Annotated in this window: 12 protein-coding genes; 9 read left to right on the top strand and 3 right to left on the bottom strand. The window is 45.1% G+C overall.

The window, feature by feature from the left end; genetic code table 11:
* Positions 1-514: 514 nt before the first annotated feature.
* The 5 genes from QUB37_RS13240 (at position 515) to QUB37_RS13220 (ending at position 10432) form a co-directional block, all read left to right on the top strand.
* The gene (locus QUB37_RS13240) at positions 515-4549 is read left to right on the top strand and encodes a CHAT domain-containing protein (protein WP_333162604.1); all 4035 of its coding nucleotides are present in this window, start codon (positions 515-517) and stop codon (positions 4547-4549) included.
* Entirely contained in the window at positions 4549-4755 is a 207-nt protein-coding gene (locus QUB37_RS13235) for a hypothetical protein (RefSeq protein ID WP_333162602.1), read from the top strand. Before QUB37_RS13240 ends, QUB37_RS13235 begins: the two co-directional genes overlap by 1 nt.
* Before the next feature lie 146 nt (positions 4756-4901).
* Positions 4902-7283: a dynamin family protein gene (locus QUB37_RS13230; RefSeq protein ID WP_333162600.1), complete on the top strand. Its 2382-nt coding sequence runs from the start codon at positions 4902-4904 to the stop codon at positions 7281-7283.
* A gap of 6 nt (positions 7284-7289) precedes the next feature.
* Positions 7290-8105 carry a hypothetical protein gene (locus QUB37_RS13225; RefSeq protein ID WP_333162598.1) on the top strand — a complete coding sequence of 272 codons (816 nt, stop codon included), beginning with the start codon at positions 7290-7292 and terminating at the stop codon, positions 8103-8105.
* A gap of 11 nt (positions 8106-8116) precedes the next feature.
* A complete protein-coding gene (locus QUB37_RS13220; protein ID WP_333162596.1) occupies positions 8117-10432 on the top strand; it encodes a dynamin family protein in 2316 nt (771 codons plus the stop codon).
* 374 nt (positions 10433-10806) lie between these two features.
* On the opposite strand, the gene QUB37_RS13215 is transcribed toward QUB37_RS13220, so the two are convergent.
* Complete coding sequence (locus QUB37_RS13215) at positions 10807-11106, bottom strand: DUF4351 domain-containing protein (RefSeq protein ID WP_333162594.1); 300 nt, start codon at positions 11104-11106, stop codon at positions 10807-10809.
* A 53-nt stretch (positions 11107-11159) separates the two neighbouring features.
* Positions 11160-12449 carry a transposase gene (locus QUB37_RS13210; protein ID WP_333162592.1) on the bottom strand — a complete coding sequence of 430 codons (1290 nt, stop codon included), beginning with the start codon at positions 12447-12449 and terminating at the stop codon, positions 11160-11162.
* A gap of 865 nt (positions 12450-13314) precedes the next feature.
* Between QUB37_RS13210 and ccsB the strand changes: the two genes are divergently transcribed.
* From ccsB to tilS, 3 genes are all read left to right on the top strand, one after another.
* On the top strand, positions 13315-14385 hold the full coding sequence (gene ccsB / locus QUB37_RS13205) for a c-type cytochrome biogenesis protein CcsB (protein WP_333162590.1): 1071 nt from the start codon (positions 13315-13317) through the stop codon (positions 14383-14385).
* A 272-nt stretch (positions 14386-14657) separates the two neighbouring features.
* Complete coding sequence (locus QUB37_RS13200; protein ID WP_333162588.1) at positions 14658-15083, top strand: KGK domain-containing protein; 426 nt, start codon at positions 14658-14660, stop codon at positions 15081-15083.
* A 127-nt stretch (positions 15084-15210) separates the two neighbouring features.
* Positions 15211-16356 carry a tRNA lysidine(34) synthetase TilS gene (gene tilS, locus QUB37_RS13195; RefSeq protein WP_333162586.1) on the top strand — a complete coding sequence of 382 codons (1146 nt, stop codon included), beginning with the start codon at positions 15211-15213 and terminating at the stop codon, positions 16354-16356.
* Here tilS and hmpF read toward each other — a convergent pair.
* Positions 16353-18098 carry a pilus motility taxis protein HmpF gene (hmpF, locus tag QUB37_RS13190; protein ID WP_333162584.1) on the bottom strand — a complete coding sequence of 582 codons (1746 nt, stop codon included), beginning with the start codon at positions 18096-18098 and terminating at the stop codon, positions 16353-16355. The genes tilS and hmpF overlap by 4 nt on opposite strands.
* Before the next feature lie 751 nt (positions 18099-18849).
* Between hmpF and QUB37_RS13185 the strand changes: the two genes are divergently transcribed.
* A complete protein-coding gene (locus QUB37_RS13185; RefSeq protein WP_333162582.1) occupies positions 18850-19836 on the top strand; it encodes an RNA-guided endonuclease TnpB family protein in 987 nt (328 codons plus the stop codon).
* Positions 19837-19886: the final 50 nt, after the last annotated feature.

Below are 19886 nucleotides of genomic sequence, written 5' to 3'. Positions count from 1 at the left end.
CACCCTACACTTTGTGTAACCGTTGCGTCCAGGACTTCTTATTTTTGTCAGAATTTTAAGGGTCGGCAATTGTAGAGCCGGCTTTTTTTGTTGTTTATAAAAGGAAAAGAAAGATTTTTTACGTGGATTTTCCCCCGTCAGTTCTGGCTGCAGAAGCCGATTTTTTAAATAGCCATACTTCCTTCAAACTCTCACTAATGTAAAAAAAACGGTTTCTAGGGGTCGGATTGCGTCTAGGAAAGCCAGTTTTTTTTATATGTCATCGGGAAGATACAGATTCTAGGCATTGTGAGTTATATTTAAATTCTGGAGAAGATACGCTCGGGGAATTGCAAATGCAGAGGCAAATTTTACAGGGAAATTTTCCTCAGTGAGTCGGGAAAGTGAGTCTGGAACGCACTTGCAGTCCGAAACCCGGTAGCTTCATAAATATACAGTCTTTAACCCCAAATTTTCAGAGAAACTAGGTTTATTTACCTAATTTTTCTGTCTATATTTTCCCCATTAAAAACCTATGAAAAGCGCCCAAAATATTCAAATAAAGGCTAAATTGCTGTCTAAAAAAAGAATAAGCAAACTGGCAGTTTATCTGCCAATTATCTTAATAAATCTTTACTTTTTGCAAGCAAAAGCCGAAGGTCAAACAATTGTTCCAGCGGCGGACGCAACGGGTACTACCGTCACTCCTGCAGCCCAAAACGGAACTCCTGGGCAGCCAACTCGCTTCGATATTGAAGGCGGACAATTATCGAGCGATAAAGCAAATCTTTTCCACAGCTTTACAGAATTCGGCTTGTCGGAAAATCAGATTGCCAACTTTATATCAAACCCCAACATTCGCAACATTTTAGCGGGCATAGGCGGCGGCAATCCCTCGATTATTAACGGCTTAATTCAAGTAACCGGCGGCAATTCTAACTTGTTTCTGATGAATCCCTCCGGCATCATATTTGGCAACAGTGCCAGCTTAAACGTGCCGGCTTCTTTCACAGCTACCACCGCCACCGCGATTGGATTTGGTTCAAACTCGTTTAACGCCAACGGTAGTAGCACTTACACATCTCTGACAGGCGCGCCCAATTCCTTTAGTTTTGGGGCCGATCAAGCAGGAGCAATTATCAGCACGGCAGACTTAGCAGTCAAGTCAGGGCAGAACTTAACCTTGCTCGGCGGCACCGTTGTCAGCACCGGCAGCGTTTCGGCCCCAGGCGGTCAACTTACCGTAGCATCAGTATCCGGGACAAATTTAGTGCGCGTCAGCCAACGAGGCAATTTGCTGAGTTTGGAAATCGAGGCGCCCTCAGCGACTAGCAGCACTGAAACATCCAGCACAGCTTCGACATTCTCGATCGCATCTTTGCCCGAACTGCTCACAGGCATTGGTGAAACAAACGCTACAGGCCTCAGCGTCAATGCCAACGGTGAAGTGGTACTCACGGCGTCTAACCGAGCAGTAGCTGCGGGGGACGTTGCAGTAAAAGATGCAAACGCTGGGGCGATCGACATTCAAGCAGCCAACACCATTGCAGTCAGCGGAAACCTGACAAGTTCCCAAGGCGGCCCCATCGCCCTAGAAGCTAGTGGCGACATTAGCACTGCGGATCTCGACTCCCACTCTGACACCACCGCAGGCGGCAACATCACCGTCACCAGCCGTACAGGAAAAGTAGAAACAGGTAATATCAACGCAGGGTCGATCGACAAAACCAGCAACGCCGGAAACGTTAGTATTGCAGCACCCTCAAGCAGCATTCAAACAGGGTTCATAGACGCCAACTCCGAAGAAAAACAAGGCGGCGCAGTCACCCTCAACGCCCGCAACGACATCGAAGTAACCCATATCAACACCGAAGGTCGAACAGGCGGAGGAGAGATTGACATTACAGCCGGCGGTAATTTCCGAGCTACAGGCACTTTCACAAACGATAACAATTGCTTGTCGCAAGCTTGCAGCATTTCCGCATCCACTACTGGTAGCGCCAATGGTGGAGATATCACCATTCGCCACAATGGCGAAGCCTCGAACACTCCTTTCAGCGTCGGGGCCGACTATAACAAACTCAACGGTACTGCTGGCAGCATTGCCACTGGGGGTCCAAAGAAGGAAAATGTTATTACACAGGGAAGTTATTTCAGCCCCGATCCTCAGATAGTACAGCCGACCCAAATTAACATTACGGCTTCTTCTGTCTCGCCTGCACCAACACCCGCACCAACTCCTGCACCAACACCCGCACCAACTCCTGCACCAACACCCGCACCAACTCCTGCGCCAACACCAGCGCCAACACCCGCACCAACTCCTGCGCCAACACCAGCGCCAACACCCGCACCAACTCCTGCGCCAACTCCAGCGCCAACTCCAGCGCCAACACCCGCACCCGCACCCGCACCAACACCCGCACCCGCACCCGCACCCGCACCCGCACCAACACCCGCACCCGCACCAGCACCAACTCCAGCACCCGCACCAGCACCAGCACCAACTCCAGCACCCGCACCAGCACCAACACCAGCACCAACACCAGCACCAACTCCAGCACCCGCACCAACACCAGCACCAACACCAGCACCCGCACCCGCACCCGCGCCAACACCAGCACCCGCACCCGCACCCGCGCCAACACCCGCGCCAACACCCGCGCCAGCGCCAACACCTTTACAAACACTAACGCCGGAACCAGCGCCCGCACCAGCGCCCGCACCCGCGCCAACTCCTGCACCAGCACCCGCACCAGCGCCAGCGCCAGCACCCGCACCCGCACCAGCGCCAGCGCCAGCACCCGCACCAGCACCAGCGCCAACTCCTGCACCAGCACCAGCACCCGCACCAGCGCCAACTCCTGCACCAGCACCAGCACCCGCACCAGCGCCAACTCCTGCACCAGCACCAGCACCCGCGCCAACTCCTGCACCCGCACCCGCACCAGCGCCAACTCCTGCACCAGCACCCGCACCCGCACAAACATTAACGCCGACGCCAGCACCAGTCTCAAATGTGCCACCAGCACCGACAATTACTCAAAACCCAGCACCAGTCTCAAATGTGCCACCAGCACCAACTGTTACTCAAAATCCAGTGGTTGCGCCTGCTGCTGCGCCGATAAATCTCGCGCCGACACCGGAACTCGCAGCCAACCAGCCACCCAGCACAAATCCTTTATTTTCGCCCAGCTTGCAAGAGCAAAACCAGATATCTAATTCCTTGCAACAGCGCATTTCACCTCCCGCGTCTGGGAATCTTGACGCTTCCAATTTGCCAACTAACGTCGATGCCGTTATTTTTCCCGTGGAGGAGAGATTTACCAGGGAGTTTGCCGATTACCTAAGTTTGCCATCCACAACTGCGATCGCCACTCTAGAAGATGCCCAAAATACCCTTCGCAGTGTCCAACAAGCCACAGGCATCAAACCAGCTCTCATTTATATCAGCTTTGTACCCAGGGGTTCTACAGTCGATCGGCCTTACAGCAGTTCGTCCATCTTGCGCGTAGAACAGCAAATTCAAGCCTCTGACGAACTGGAAATGATGGTGATCACCCCGGAAGGTGTGCCCGTTCGCCAGCGCATCCCTGGAACCTCTCGCGCCCAGGTAATGGAAGCTGTTGGGAAATTTCGCGATGAACTGACTAATCCGGTAAAGCGCAATACTAAAAGTTATTTGCCCTTGGCTCAGCAACTCTACCAGTGGATGGTAGCGCCGCTCGAAGCAGAACTGCAAGCCAAAGGCATTGAGAATTTATCTTTTATCTCAGATATGGGGTTGCGATCGATACCGATGGGTGCCCTGCACGACGGCAAAGGCTTTCTGGTAGAGCGTTACAGTGTTGGATCGATGCCGAGTCTGAGTTTGACAGATACCAGCCTCGCCAATTTTAAAAATACCCAAGTTCTGGCAATGGGGGCGTCGCAATTTCCAGATATGAGTCCTTTACCTGCGGTGGAAATAGAAGTATCGACAATCACGCCGCAGCAGTGGCCGGGTAAGTCTTTCTTGAATGAAGCTTTCACCCTGGCTAATTTGAAATCGCAGCGCCAGCAGCAGCCTTTTGGGATGATTCACTTGGCTACTCACGCCGAATTTCGAGCGGGAGATCCCAGCCAATCCTTTATTCAGTTGTGGGATACTAAATTGCGTTTGGATCAGTTGCGGCAAATGAATTGGCACAGCCCGCAAGTTGAAATGTTAGTTTTGAGTGCTTGCAGGACTGCTGTGGGCGATCGAGAGGCCGAGTTGGGGTTTGGCGGGTTAGCCGTGCAAGCCGGGGTTAAATCGGCGATGGCGACTCTTTGGTATGTCAGCGACGAGGGCAGTTTGGGATTGATGACGGAGTTTTACGGGCAGTTAAAAACTGCTCCGATTAAAGCAGAAGCACTGCGGCAAGCGCAATTAGCGATGTTGCGGGGAGAAGTGCGAATTGAAGGGGGGATGCTGCACACTTCTGTTGGCAATCTGCCGCTACCCCCGGAATTGGCAAACGTGGGGAGTCAGAATTTTTCTCATCCTTATTATTGGTCTGCTTTTAGAATGATTGGTAATCCTTGGTAATGAGGTTTGTTTTAGTCGATCGATTGTTGGCTAATTGTGCGAGATTTCGATCAGCGGGTTTGGGGAATATGGGTATAATCGATCGCAATTTAGAGCGCTCCTTCGGCGTTTTTGCGATCGTTTCAGACCTGGATTCAGCAACGCCCGCTGATAATCTAATTGAATACCTGCAAAAATCTGAAGAGCCTGTTTGTAACTTTATTTAAATAAAGAAAGTGCGATCGCCTCTTGACAGGTTATAGTATTATACCTAGAGTCATAATTAAACAGTGCTGCTGTCAGCCCTCTATGACTTGCGACTTAAATATGTTAACTAGAATACATATTCACTATCAACACCAGTATTTAACACATGAGTAAACAATTATACAAAGTTTTTGACGAAGTAGAATTCCAAGCTCAACTGCTTGCTAAATACTGGAATAATTTTTCTACAGAAATCTCCGAATATTTACCAGATACATATCAGCCTGAGATACAAAAACTTTCTAGTAAATTAGACGAGGCTTTAAGCACTCTGGTTGATGCACTCCGTAATCCAACTCTGACTCTGGCGACTACAGGAACTACCAGTAGTGGGAAAAGCACTTTGGTAAATTTGTTATGTGGAGCCGAAATTGTCCCCGTAGCCGTAAGTGAAATGAGCGCAGGGGCAGTCACTATCGAATATAGCAAGGAAAAGTCTCTAATAATCCATGAAACACCAGGAGCATTGTGGGAGTGTGGCGAATGGAGAGGTATTACTGAAGATCGGATTTATCAGCGCTTATACCAAGTAATGATAAGTTATATCGAAAACAGAGAAAAACAACCGAATTTAGCTTGCCCACAATCTACCATCTTTTACCCTTTCAGGCTTGTCAAAGAGTCTAAACTGGAACTACCACAAGGAACAAGGGTGAAAATTCTTGATTTACCTGGTTTGGCTTATGTGGGCGATCAAGGTAACGCAGATGTTATTAAACAGTGCCGAGAGGCATTGTGCATAGTCACATACAATAGTGCAGAAACCGATGCACATAAAGTAAAAAGTTTACTGCAAGAAGTTGTACAGCAGGTAAAAGATTTGGGTGGTTCTCCTGCACGTATGCTCTTTACTCTGAATCGGATTGACGTTTTTCGAGCCGACGGCAAAAATTGGCCTGAAACAGAAAATCGCTTTGTTGAAAAAGCTATATGTGATATAAAAAACGAATTGACTGAACAATTAAAAGAATATACAGAAGATATTGAGAAGTTACAAGTTGTCAAACTTAGTACATGGCCTGCGCTACTAGCCCTTCAGATCCAAAATAATGATGATATCTATAGTGGTGAAGCCTGTAAAAAGGCAGACAACAATTTTAACGGATTAATTAATGAAAATATATTAGAAGACCTGCCACGTAACGTACAGAAATGGTCGAGACACGATCGAAACCGAGTTGCTGAAGCATTATGGCAAGAATCTTATGCAGAAGAGTTTCAGCAGCACTTAAAGGAACATATTAATCAACACTTTCCACAGTTAGTAATACCGCAAGCTATAGAACGTTTTAATGTAGCTTCTGGAAATGCTGTAGCAGAGTGGGCTGTACAAACAACAACAGCTATTCTTAACAGTTCAGAAGCAGGTTATCAACAGGAATGCGAAGAAATATCACGCATTAGGTCATCACTTGAACTGTTCTTAGAAGATAGCTATACAAATTTGAGGAAGCCGTTTGAACAGATAGATACGAAATTTAAAGAAGTCATAGAAAAAAAGTCAGAAGACGACCTTGTATTATATCTAGAGAAAACCCTAAAAGATCTCCAGAATGTTGAACCTTATAAGGAATTGGGAGAAAAATTATACCCGCTTTATGGATGGAGCCGAGAATTAGGTAAAGGGATAAATCAAGTTTTAGACGCAGTAGCAGAGTCTTTAGAGAATGGAACAATCATCTTAGAAAGCCCATATCTAAAAAAAGCCAATGCTTCAATTGTCTATTTATTAGCAAACAACTTAAAACGGTTAGTTAAGTTAGGCTATACTCCTTCTGTTGCTAATAACGGTGAAACAATAGAAGCAAGAACAGATGAGGATAAAGATAAACTCAAACAACTAAATGAAGAATTAAACGAACTCTCTATCCATCTTAATCTAGTCATAGAGGATGTTTTAAGGCAAATATCGAGCCAAGAAATAGATAGAATGTATCAGGCAGTTGTCGAGCTTTTTAAGTGTCATTTATCACATTTAGAAAAGGGAGCTAATAATATTGCCCCCAACATAATAATTCGATTCCCTGAATCCCAACTTAACCAAGTCAATAATGAACTATTATTCAAATTTAATTTTGAATCTAGCTTTGAAATTACACCAAAAACCTGGAAGGAAGAAACTAGAAGTTTTTTCCACTGGTTGTGGATTGTTCCCAAACATAATACCCGCTCTAGTGATAATGCTAAAATCCCTAGCATAAAAAGTTTATTTGAAGGCTGGAGAGTTCAGGCTGGAAAAACACAGGTTAAAATCGTAGATCAAATCGCCCAGTGGTTACTGGAGCAAATTGATTGCCTAAATAAGAATGTAGATAAAATTCAAAATGATATTTTTGACCGTTATCAAGCTAGACTTGATAAAGCCAACCAAGAAATTACTTTAGATTATGAAAATAAAAAAAATGTTTGGGAACCTATGCAGCAAAAATCTCAAGACCTTGCAAGAGAATTTGCTAGATTGGGAACATTTTTAAAAGAGGAGCATTAAAATCTAGTGGAAAACGAAAATCCCAAGAATCTATACGAGCAAGTTGCTAATAACGTACACGATCAAATTAAAGGAACTGAAAGAGGCATTTTATATGAGACTATTCAGATAATAGTTTGTGAAAAACAATCACCATCGCAAGAACAAACAAAAAAAATATGTGATTATTTTGGGATAAAACCTAATTCTGATAAAGATGAAGATCAGAAAATTATTGATAACTTGTTGGATGCAATGATCGATCCTCAAAGATTCAAAATATCTGCCATATCTGCCATATCTGCAAAAGTAGTAAACAAGTTTTCAGGAGTATTCATGGAGTGGATTTTTGTAGCAGCAGCCTTTACATTTGTTGGATTGTTTTTTTACAAGCAAAATCTTGATAAAAACCAGCAGGAAAAAAGAACCTCGAACAAAGCGCTTGAAGGAACAAAAGAGCACCCCAGTTTTCCGCTTCCAATTCCTGCTGATTTATGCCTGATCGTTCCAGCATCTATAGCCAGCAATTTCAGAAATAGTTCAATTTTAGAGGTTAAGGATCTAACACATCTCATAGATAATGCGTCGTATTTCTTATGTACTACTGTTACAGTTGCTGACTCAAATGAGCAAAATTTAGAAATAATGACAAATGAGGATATTCCACCTGATAGCACGCGAGAAGTTTATATCAGAATCAATATTAATGATGGTGGAAACCTGATTGACCAAAATATTGCTCGCTATTTAAAGAAGGATTTACCACCTCAAGCTCAGTGTAAATTAAAAAAATTAGATTGTCTCAAAAATTTATCAGGTTTAGAAAAATTTAACCGCATTTAAGGAACCTCAAAATGGATTGGAAAACAGCATCTTCTTACTATGAGGCTCGTCTTAGCGACGCTCTAAACGTGCAGCGACACGCGCTTAACTTGGCTATGTTACCCCAAGCTGAAGTTCCGGCTCGATTAAAAGAGGTACTTTTACAAGAAGCAGAACCAACTCGTCGCCAACTTGAAAGACTCAAAAAACGCGAGTTTCGCATCGCTGTTGTCGGGTTAGAGAAAGCAGGAAAAAGCACCTTTATTAATGCTTGGTTGCAATGTGATTTACTTCCAGCAAAGGGAGGAAGATGCACATTTACCACAACACAAATTTATTCAGTTGAAAACGAGTCTGAACAAAGGCTGGAAGTACAAGCGAGAACTGAAGAAGAGTTTATCAACTTACTCAAGGAACTGGAGAAAGTTGGGGCGAAAGAAGACCTAAATACTATACGAGCAAACGAAATAACATTACAACAGGTAAGAAGAGAAGGTAATCTGACTTTTCCCTTTACTAGACTCGAAGATATTAGAGAACCACTCAAGAAGTATGTAGCAGATGAAAAGTATGCTCACGCTGTTTTAGAAGCTAGACTTTATACTAACAAACTTGCTCAAGCTGAAGGGATCGTTTTTTATGATGTTCCGGGTTTAGATTCAGGTTTAGCAAAGCACGTTGATGAAGCACAAGCAATGCTCTCTGACTGTGATGCGGTGATATTGGTACAGCGGTTTACTAGCCTCCGAGAAAAGGAACTAGAAATAATCAAGTTTACCGAACTTGGCGATAAAAACGTCACCGTTGCTGATAAGCTTTTTGTATTTTTAAGTCGGATTGATTCATTAGGTAGTGCAGAGGCGCTTAAAACACATATTGAAGAAGCATCTCAAGACTGGTTAAAGCGTGCAAAGCTTCCACCTGAACGCATTGTATATGGTTCAGCCGGAGCCTATCTAATTTTGAATGGTTTAGCAGGAGAACAGACTAAGTTAGAGATTGGGGATGCAAGTAATATCGAAGCTCAGTTGAAGAGACTGACTGGAATTACCGATGACGAAACTCTGAATAAAAATGGTACTGGAATTCCAGAAATTAAGGAAAAAATATTTAACTATATCAACACTGAGCGTGTCTCGATTTTAAAAAAAAGATGCGACGCGTCTATCAATAATATTTTCAGCAATTCTGAACAGATTTATATTACAGTCAGCAAAAAGTATCCAGAAAATCCTGAAGAAGCCAAGCTATTTGAAGAAAATAATCGGCGGGTTTTATTTACCGAATGGTGGAATCAAAAATGGGAAACAATCAAAGCTGATTTACAAAAATACTATGAATATTCTGTTGTAAACAAATCCCTAGATAGTTCTAATGCTAAGTCGTTCACTCAAATAGAAAAATTTAGAGAACGATATTTACAAATCGTTGACAATGAAATGCAGAAACTCAGGGAGGAAACATTTAAAAAGAAAGATACTATCTTTCTTGCTAACTCCAATCCAGAGTTTGACCGCATGAAAGCCAATTTTGCTTGGCGTGATGATTTGTACGGTGATATTAGTAAGCTTCTCTCTGCAATTGCTCATCAACTTGCTTTAGAACTTAAGGATGAAGCATTAAAATTAGTTGAATATATGACAAGTTTATTATGGGAAAGTAATCAAGTAAAACCCAGGCTAATTGAAAATTCCGAGGAATATTTTTTAGCAAAACTAGAGAATAGCTTAAGCGTATTATTTTTACGCTTTGCGCGTCCAGTTGCTGAAGCGCTGATTCGCGGCCCAGTTAATAGTGATACTCGAAATAAAATAATCAAAAGTTTAGGGGTAGATATTGAAATTATTGATAACTACTATAGTGGGGAAGAAGCTGCATTTAGGGTTCTCAAAAAATATGTAAAATATGGTTCAGATTTACTATTTAATTCGGAGATTCGGCAACAAGTATTAGGAGTTACAGGAATAGCAACACAAATTGCTGGGGTAGCAGCGCAAATAGTAGGAGATTTTTCTAATGACATAAAATCGCCACAAGAAGAAGCTGTAGTTTTTGAGGTAGGAAATGATATTATTGCGTTTGAAGAATACTTAGTTTATGCAATTTTCAGTGCGGCTGGTTTCGAGTCATACTGTATTCAAGAACTGAAGGGTTTAGTTGATAGTTTCCGAGACAAAGAAGGTACTTGGACTGGCGTTGCTCTCAATGAGTGGTTGCAGGGAAATCCACTTCTGTTTGCTGAAATACCTGATAAGTTGAAGTCACAAGAATCGAATTTAGAAGTTAGCGAACGATTGAGGCAATTATCTATTGCTTTAAAAAGAAGTCGTTCGCCGGAGGTACTGTGAGGGACTGAAACTACAGGAAAATAGACCTTTTGCAAAAGTCCTTTTAATGAAATTTTAGGACGCGCTCTCCGGTCCATCCCACAAAAATCATCTTTTCTTGTGGAATGGGGCGGAGAACCCGTCTTAGCTATTTTTTGCAAGAGGTCTAATTTAACATAAGTCTGCAGGTTCGATCGCCCAAAACATATTCCACCATCATCAATCCGCTTCTAATCCGCCGGAATCATCCCCGATCGCACCCTGAACATCCTCTCAGCAACGGCGGATGCACGAAAAGAACCCTAAAACCCAGGAAATAGAGGGGGGGTACGTTTGATGTGTTGGTGCGCGTAAATGGGGCGATCGCCCCCTCAAGTGCAATTCTTAACCTCGTATCAATCTCCCTGCGGCAAATTCTCCAGCCAAACCTCTAAATCCTCGATCGACTGAAAATCTAACAATTCCTCTGCTAGAGTTTCAATTTGCTCGATCGACAAATCAGCAATTCTAGTCGTGATAGATTCCGGTAATGTTCCAACTCGCCGATTTAACAGACGGCGATTTAACAGACGTAAAATCAAGGCTCTTCCTTCTTGTTCGCGGCCTTGCACAATGCCTTGTTCAATGCCTTGTTCGATGCCTTCTTCCTTCGCTTCCCGATAAAACCGAGTTTCCTCAAGCGTAATCCCTAACATCGCCTCTGCCTCCCTTCGGTTCAAATTTGTAAACTTTTGACATCCTCCCACCACTAATTTGGAGTACCGAATATAGTGGGGGATTCCCAATAATTCTTGGTTCGCAGTTCATCGAGCCAACTTAGAGCAAGAACGTCTCCGTTCTTAAGCCAGAGGTTAGTTTCTCCCTGCGCTTTTGAGCTTTTGGCTCCAGATTCCGTATGCCCTACGGTACTGTTTAAATATTCAGCTAACAGCTTGAATCCTTTTGCCAAAATGTTTTTTGCGGCATTGTGGTCGCGATCTAAAACCGTGCCACACTGGTTACATCGATGCGTCCTGGTGCTAAGAGTTTTCTTCACTTTCGATCCACAGCACGAACAATCAACAGTCGTGTTTCGAGGTGGAACAGCGATAACAATGACACCGTGAACCAGGGCCAAATATTGAAGCCATTGAGTGAATTGACACCATGATGCGTCGCTAATAGACTTAGCTAAGTGGTGATTTTTCACCATGTTTCGTATCTTCAAGTATTCGTAGACAATTAGGTCGTTAGATCTAACTAGCGCCAGAGCATCTTTACGAGCCTTGTCTTCACGCTGTCTACTTACCTTGAGATGTTGTTTGGCTAAAGCCCTGCGAGCTTTATGGTATCTATTAGACTGCTTTTTGCCCCTGATATGCTTCTTAGAAACCCGGCGTTGCAGCATCTTGAGGCGACGTTCGGACTTTCTCAGATATCGAGGGTTATCGACAGTATTTCCATCAGAATCGGTGTAGAACTCTTTAAGCCCTAAGTCGATTCCCGTCATTTTTCCTTGAAACTCATGCTCCTCTCTTCTATCCCAGTTCACTAAGAACTGAGCGTAGTAGCCATCAGCAAGTCTGATAACTCGAACCCTAGAGATTTGTTTTTCTGAATACCAGACCAAATCCCTAGAACTCCATAAGTTCATCGCTCCTACTTCAAAACCATCGGTGAAGGTTATCTGTCTTCTATCAGCAGATAATTTCCATCCACTGTTTTTGTACTCAATGGAACGGCTGAACTTCTTGTATTTGGGGTAGCCTTTTTTACCAGGCTTACCCAATCTACAGTTTTCATAAAAACGCCCAATAGCAGACCACGCTCTATCTGCGTGAGCCTGTCTAGCTTGAGAGTTAAGCTTCTTCGTCCAAGGGGTTTCCTTGTTTTTAGCTAGTACCGAGCAAAGCTTTTGGAGGTCATTCCTAGTGACTCCTTTGTTATCTTCCCAATATCGCAGACAAGTGTTGCGGATGAATTGTCCGGTGCGGATTGCTTCATCCAACTTACTGTACTGTGATTGAGTTCCTTTTAACTTTGCTTCTATTACTAACATGGTAGAATGATACCACATTTTACCCAACACAAACACGGGTAGAATTATAATGATTCGCTATCGCTCAATCGTTAGCTGGTCGGCATTCATCTCGCCGCTAAACCATCGGGGGTACTCGCGGATCTAGATAAATCCCCCTCGGTTATAGCGGGAGCCTTCTGCGGACATTAAGGTAAAATATTGAATCTCGACGCATTAACCCAACATCTCCTCTAGCCTGTGGAACTGATCCAACCGTCAGTCGATTTTAGATTTTAGATCTTAGATTTTAGATTTGACTCGCCTTGATAAATCTGGGAGGTTGAGCTTTAGTCTAAAATTTGGGGAGTATCCACAACGATTGTCGGGGGCTTCCGTTTTTTTGCTGGTTGCAAAAACAGCAAGTCGGTAATCAGCTCAATCAATTCTAAAGGATTCCAGATAGCCCCAGATCAAAAAACATCCTATATTTTTAGTCCTAGACGCACTCCCGACAAAGAAACAGGGTTTTTTACTTAATCTTCGAGTACGAACGAAGGATTTTCCTAAAAAAACCCGGTTTCTGGCCCCCTCTGCGTAAGTCCTAATTTTGTTAATCGGCGATCGAATTTCGCCCATCAGCATTCCGTGTTTCCTTACTGGGAACTCATCCAACCTCAAGCCGTCAGCCAGAATCAACAAGCGTGACTTGACGGGGTGACACTCGTCGGGTGGGTCAATAGTAGCTTGTTTGATGCGTCCGCGCGATCGCCCGCCCGTACCTCAACAACCGCCAATCACTCATAATTGCCACAAAAATTCAAAATCCCAAACCCAAAACTGCCCAACGCCAGTACGATCGATCTAGTTAGCAAAAATAAGTAAAAACACTACCGGAGTAATTTTTATGGATCTGGTCGTACTCCAGAACTGGCTGGACAACATCTCCTTTGCCGTTTTGTTCTCCACAATGCTCATTTACTGGGTTGGCGCAGCATTCCCCGGCATTCCCTACCTATCGGCCCTAGGAACCGCCGGAATGGCCGTCGCCAACCTATCCATCGCCGCTTTACTCGGTTCTCGATGGATAGAAGCCGGCTACTTCCCCTTAAGCAATCTCTACGAATCCCTATTTTTCCTAGTTTGGGGAATCACCACCATCCACCTAGTCGCGGAAAACATGAGTCGTTCCCGCTTAGTAGGAGTAGCCACATCCCCCGTAGCAATGGCAATATCCGCCTTTGCAGCCCTGACTCTGCCCGCAACCATGCAATCTGCAGAGCCCCTAGTACCCGCCCTCAAATCAAACTGGCTGATGATGCACGTTAGCGTCATGATGCTCAGTTACTCAACTTTAATGGTAGGAGCGTTACTGGCGATCGCCTTTTTAATCGTCACCCGCGGCCAAAAAATCGAACTCACCGGTAGTTCCTTCGGCACCAACAGCAACCGCAACGGCAACTACCGCCTCCAACGCCCTCAAAACCCCGAACCTCAAATTACAGAAACCAGCGCCGACAGCGCATTAGTTTTCAGCGAACCCTCTTTCAACTCCAACAATAACGGTTTGGGAACCACCGCATTGCTCGAATTAGCAACCGTTCAAACCCCATCAACCGCCCCAACTCAAACCGCAGAACTTCTCTCGCCCCAGCGCTTGAATCTAGCAGAAACTCTTGATAACATTAGCTATCGCATCATCGGTTTAGGATTCCCCTTACTGACAGTTGGCATTATTGCGGGTGCGGTTTGGGCTAACGAAGCTTGGGGATCATACTGGAGTTGGGACCCGAAAGAAACTTGGGCGCTAATTACTTGGTTGGTATTTGCTGCCTACCTGCACGCCCGCATTACTCGTGGCTGGCAGGGAAGACGCCCAGCGATTTTAGCAGCCACAGGTTTTGTGGTAGTTTGGATTTGCTATCTAGGCGTTAATCTGTTAGGCAAAGGTTTACATTCCTACGGTTGGTTTTTCTAATTCCTGAGCCACCAATGGGCCACAGGAGAACAGGATAAGTCAAAGCATTGGGATTAATATCATCTCCGGTTGTAGGGTGGGCAATTCCCACCTTACTCAACCAGCGAGATTCTAATAATTAACTCCCTCTTCCTTCTTCCCTTTTTTTACCCGATCGCGAAGTCTAAGGGCTTTCTTCCTTATTAGAACTTCGCTCTTCCTCACATCCGTTACATCCGTTACAAAATTCGTTGCCGAACTTCCTTCATTCATTAAAAATAAGGACAATTAATATGGACGAATCGAAAATATTTCCCCAAGAAGACGATGTTGTGTCTGCCCCTACCAGCGCTTTGATGTATCAATGTACATTCAAAGTCAGCGAATTTATGGCAATTATGCAGTCAAAATTGGTAGACGAAAAATTATTTTCAGACGGCTTGGATTGCGAGCTATTAAGTGCTGGCAAAGACTGGACTAAAGGAAAACTTAGAATGCGTCTGGAGTTCATTCCGCTTGAACCTGAAATCAAAGAGCAAAAAGCCCTTCCTGCCGCTGCCGAAAGATCAGACACCGTGCAAAAATACGCCGTAGATAGCTCAAATCAAACCGATATAGATGAGCCATTAAAGCAATGTAACTCGACAGAAATAAGTAATCATTTTCCTATTTCTAGGTATCCAGACCGCGACCCCCAAAGTATAGGAATGTGGAGCTAAAAAGGCAAAGATTGAGAAATTGGGAGAGGGGGATGCTTCCCCTTCTTTGCTTAAAATCCCTCCGTTAAATCACGGACACTGCTCGTTTTATAACTTCCTTATTTTTGCTTAATAAAAAACTGCTCTCATGGCTGAATCTTCCAATTGGACGCACCTGCACGCTCAAGTACACAGGACCCTGCTTTACCGACAAATATTGCCCTCAAATCAGCGATTGCTAGTAGCAGTATCCGGCGGACAAGATTCTCTGTGTTTAATTAAATTACTGCTAGATTTGCAGCCTAAATGGGGGTGGAACCTAGCTATTGTTCACTGCGATCATCGTTGGCGTTCTGACTCGCAAGCATCGGCTAATCATGTAGAACAATTAGCTAAAAACTGGGGAATATCCTACTATTTGGATACAGCCTCGGACATCCCCAAAACAGAAGCAGCGGCTAGACAGTGGAGATATCAAGCTTTAACCGAAATTGCGATCGCCCACAACTACCCCTACATTGTTACAGGCCACACAGCCAGCGATCGCGCCGAAACCCTCCTCTACAACCTGATTCGCGGCAGCGGTGCCGACGGACTTTCTGCCCTCACTTGGACACGGCCCCTACTTGATTTTCAATTGGCGATTGCCGATTTTAGATTGGGGAATTCCGGCGAAAATCCCAACTCCCAAATATCGGCCGATTTTAGATGGGAAAATCAGGATGAAAATTCCCAATCGAAAATCCAAAATCTAAAATCTAAAATCTATTTAGTTCGTCCCTTGCTCGAAATAACTCGATCGCAAACAGGTCAATTTTGTCAAGAGCAAAAACTACCAATTTGGGAAGATTCCACAAATCAAGACTTGCAATACACTCGCAACCGAATTCGATCGGAATTATTGCCTTATTTGGAAACTCATTTCAACCCAAAAGCCCAACAAGCCCTAGCTCAAACAGCCGAACTCCTCCGCGCCGATGTAGAATATCTCGAACTTGCAGCCAGCGACTTGCTACAGCGAGCAATGTCTCCAATTGCAGACAGCCCGCAGGTGAATTTTCAACTTCCCGTCAAGTTAAATCGCCCGATTTTGCGGGAAGCACCCCTGGCCTTGCAGCGACGGGCAATGCGACAACTACTGCAACAAATATTGCCCTCGGCGCCCAGTTTTGAAAGCGTAGAAAAACTAACCAGCTTAATCGTAGCGCCCAACCGATCGCAAACCGATCCATTTCCTGGAGGAGCGATCGGTCGAGTCGAACACCCTTCGATAATTTTAGATATTAAATTTTAAGCTGTGATCAAACTCGAAAGGACTTGCCGCAAATCGGAAACTACCCGATCTTGCTCCTCTCCCGTCTGCTGCACGCGATCGAGTTCCCCCGCCGCCGCTTCGAGCTTTTGGCGTAGCGCAGTCAAATTGTCCTGCACCGGCTGCAACATTTCTTGATAAACATTCACCCTGCCCCAGAGTTGCGCCACTGCACCTTTCTGGTTGAACAAATTCTGCTCTAACTGCTTGAGTTCGTAGCGTTTCGCCTCACTTTCCCCATTTTGGCGGTTGACATTTCCCTCAATTTGAGATATAGCTTCCCGCACCTGCTGAATTTCGTTTTCCAGTCTTTGCAATTCTTGGCTTTGCTGCTGCCGCTGAGTATTGAGCTGTGCGACAATCGGCCCCAAATCAATATCTCCTCGCTCTTGTTTTGGAGTATTAGCAGTACCCAGTCGCCGCCACAGCACTCCCTGATGCTGCTTTAAAACATCTTCCCGTTCCTGCAACCGGAGGCGCTGTCCCACCAGAGTTTCGTTTAACATCTGATAACTTTCGAGTTCATCTGCCATTTCATTTTCCAAAGCCATGCGATCATACTCGCTAGCAGCTTGAATTTTCTCTTGGAGTTCCTCGATTGTCTCCCGCTGCAGAGTTAACTCCTCCTCTTGATCGTTAACAAACCGGAACACCTTTTCCAAATCCTGTTGCAGATGTTGCACCAGCCCCTGTAACTCATCAACAGGCATCTTCTCCAAAGCTGACACATCTACTTTTTGCTCCGTACCCGCAGTACCCGAAGCAGATGCGAGCCTGGAAACTTGCTGGTAAAGATCCTCAACAGCCCGCACCTGCACAGACACGGACTGAGCTTGGTCCTGCTTAGCGCTGAGGGTACTTTGCAGGCCTTTAAGCTCCGCCCGAGCCCCGGCCAAACCTTCTTGAGATTGGTACCACTCTTGCCAGCGGTTTTGGAGGCTCTGATTTTGTCGATCGACCTCTTCTTGTTGCTGTTGAGCTATGCTTTGTTTTTGCTCCAACTGCTGCCAGTGCTGATCCAGAATTGCCTGCTGAGCGCCCACCGCACCAAAAGACTGATTCAGTTGTTCCCGCACCCCTTGAGCCGAAGCAATTGCCCCTCCCAACTTCTGCATCAACTCCTGAATCCTCTGGGTTTGCTGCTCATCAACCACTGCCCCCTGCGGAACCTCAGACTGCTGCTGTGCCACCCGTTGCTGCTCGCCCCGCAACTGTTCCCAAGCCGTCTCAATTTCCACGCGACTGCGATCGACTTCTTCTCGCAATCGGTTAGCTTCATCTCTAGTATTTTCAATTTCCGAGCGCTGAGCCTCCAGCCGCTCCAACTCCTCTTCCATTTGAGCCAACTGCTCTTCGCGGGCTTGCATTTCCATTTCCCGGCGATTGAGTTCCTGACTCGAAAACGTCAGAGAAGCCTTCCACTGTTCAATTTCCTCTTCCTTATCCTTAAACTTGTCCTGCAATCGCGAGAAATTTTGCAGAATGCTCACCAACTGGCGGGCCGCCTCCTGAATCCGTTGCACTTGCTTGCTAGCGCTCAACTCAACCAGCACCAGCGTGCCGTCGTTAAACTTATTAGCTTCCTCAACTGGGATCCCGTCATCGCCTGGTACGGCACTCCAGTTATGTTCGCCCCGCTGACAAGCTAGCAGTTTCAGTTCAGCCTTACCGCCACCGAGACCAAAGCCGCTTTTCTGTTTTTGTACTTCCGCTAGATACAGCACACTAATAGTCCTCTGCTTCGTAAAACCTATCCCAACTTACTTTAAGTTACTTAAAGGCCTAAAAGATAAGTGGTGTTTACTTCCTACGCTGTTGGGTAGACGGCTAATTCCAACATAAGTAGGCTATCCCCCTTAAGCCAAAGGTTCTTGACTAAAGATAACACTGCGTGTGATCATTAGTCAACTTACCTAAAGTAAACAAGTATAGGCAAGTAATGATAACTTTTTGCCACTTAAGTCTTACTTTTTGGTATCGTTTGCCCAATCGGGGGATAGCATTTTTTTCTAACTTTTCTTCAGCACTCACGCATAGCACTGCCTCACGGGAGAGCCTCCAGAAAGTACGGCCGCCGCCAGTTGTCTGGAGGAATGAGAGAGCAGTACCAATGCCGCTTGATTCAAGACTAGCTCTCACTGCGGGGACTGCCATAGGCTAAAGCTGAAAAAGGTCAGTCCGTCAAAAACTTTCTATTTATTGTACCAGGCTTTAGTTGCTGCTCGATCGTCAGAAAAGCCATCGCTGCCCCCAAGCGGGCGCCATCCTCCGGCGGACTAGGGATTTGAACCGCGCTGCCTTAGAATAAGGTAATGACGCGAGCCTATGACGCTCGCGGAGGGCGAGCAAAAAGGTCGATCGGCACTGAGGGTGAGAAACTGTAACCAAAATCCTACTCACCTCTACTCATTCCTTCTGAAATGAGTAGGGACTGAAGCAGTATATAGCGGGATTCAAAGCGAGAGAGAGGTAAAAATGCTGTTAGGCTTCAAAACCGAATTGAAACTGAATAATCAACAGCGCACATTGTTAGCCAAGCATTGTGGAGTAGCGCGTCATGCGTGGAATTGGGGATTGTGGTTGACCAAAAATATACTCTTACACAATAAAACCAACGAGAGTGAAAAGCTCAAATTTTCCACAGCTATTGACTTGCACAAACTGTTAGTAGCTATGGTGAAATCAAAAAATCCTTGGTACTATGAATGCAGCAAGTCTACACCGCAGCAAGCATTAATGGCATTGCGCGAAGCATGGAAACGGTGTTTTAACAAGACTGGGGGAGTGCCGAGATTTAAGAAGAAAGGGCGGCGTGACTCTTTCACGTTAGAAGGCGCAGTTAAAATCTTGGGTGACAATAAAATTCAAGTTCCTGTTATTGGCATTCTGAAAACTTATGAAAGATTGCCACAAGTATTAACCAAGTCTTGCACGAGATCCCGTCAAGCCGACAGGTGGTTTATCAGCTTTCGGTTTGACGCCCAACAGCAGGAATCAGGCAATACAAGCATTGTAGGAGTTGACCTCGGCATTAAAGCATTAGCTACTCTCTCAACAGGTGAAGTAATTACTGGCGCAAAATCCCACAAAAAATATGCAGCCAAAATGTCAAGAATGCAATGGCTAAACCGCCATAAAGTTATCGGTTCAAGCAACGGTATAAAAGCGCAAGTCAAGATAGCGAGACTGCATAGAAAAATAGCTAACATACGTAAAGATACGTTACACAAGTTGACGACATTACTTGCCAAAAACCACGGTGTAATTGTCATAGAGGATTTGAATGTAACCGGAATGATGGCTAATCATAAGTTGGCTGCGTCTGTTGCTGATATGGGATTCTTTGAGTTTCGTCGCCAGTTAACCTACAAATGCGAGTTGTACGGTTCAAAGTTGGTAATTGCTGACCGTTGGTTCCCGTCCAGTAAAACCTGTGTGCGATTCGTTCAGTCGAAACCGTGAAAACGGGGGATAACTGGCTTCTATGGGGTAATCCTTAAAAGGATTGAGTT

It is taken from the genome of Microcoleus sp. AT3-A2 (assembly GCF_036705685.1).
Taxonomy (GTDB): Bacteria; Cyanobacteriota; Cyanobacteriia; order Cyanobacteriales; family Microcoleaceae; genus Microcoleus.
The sequence above is the reverse complement of the archived record's forward strand: the minus strand, read 5'-3'. Positions and strand labels throughout refer to the sequence as shown.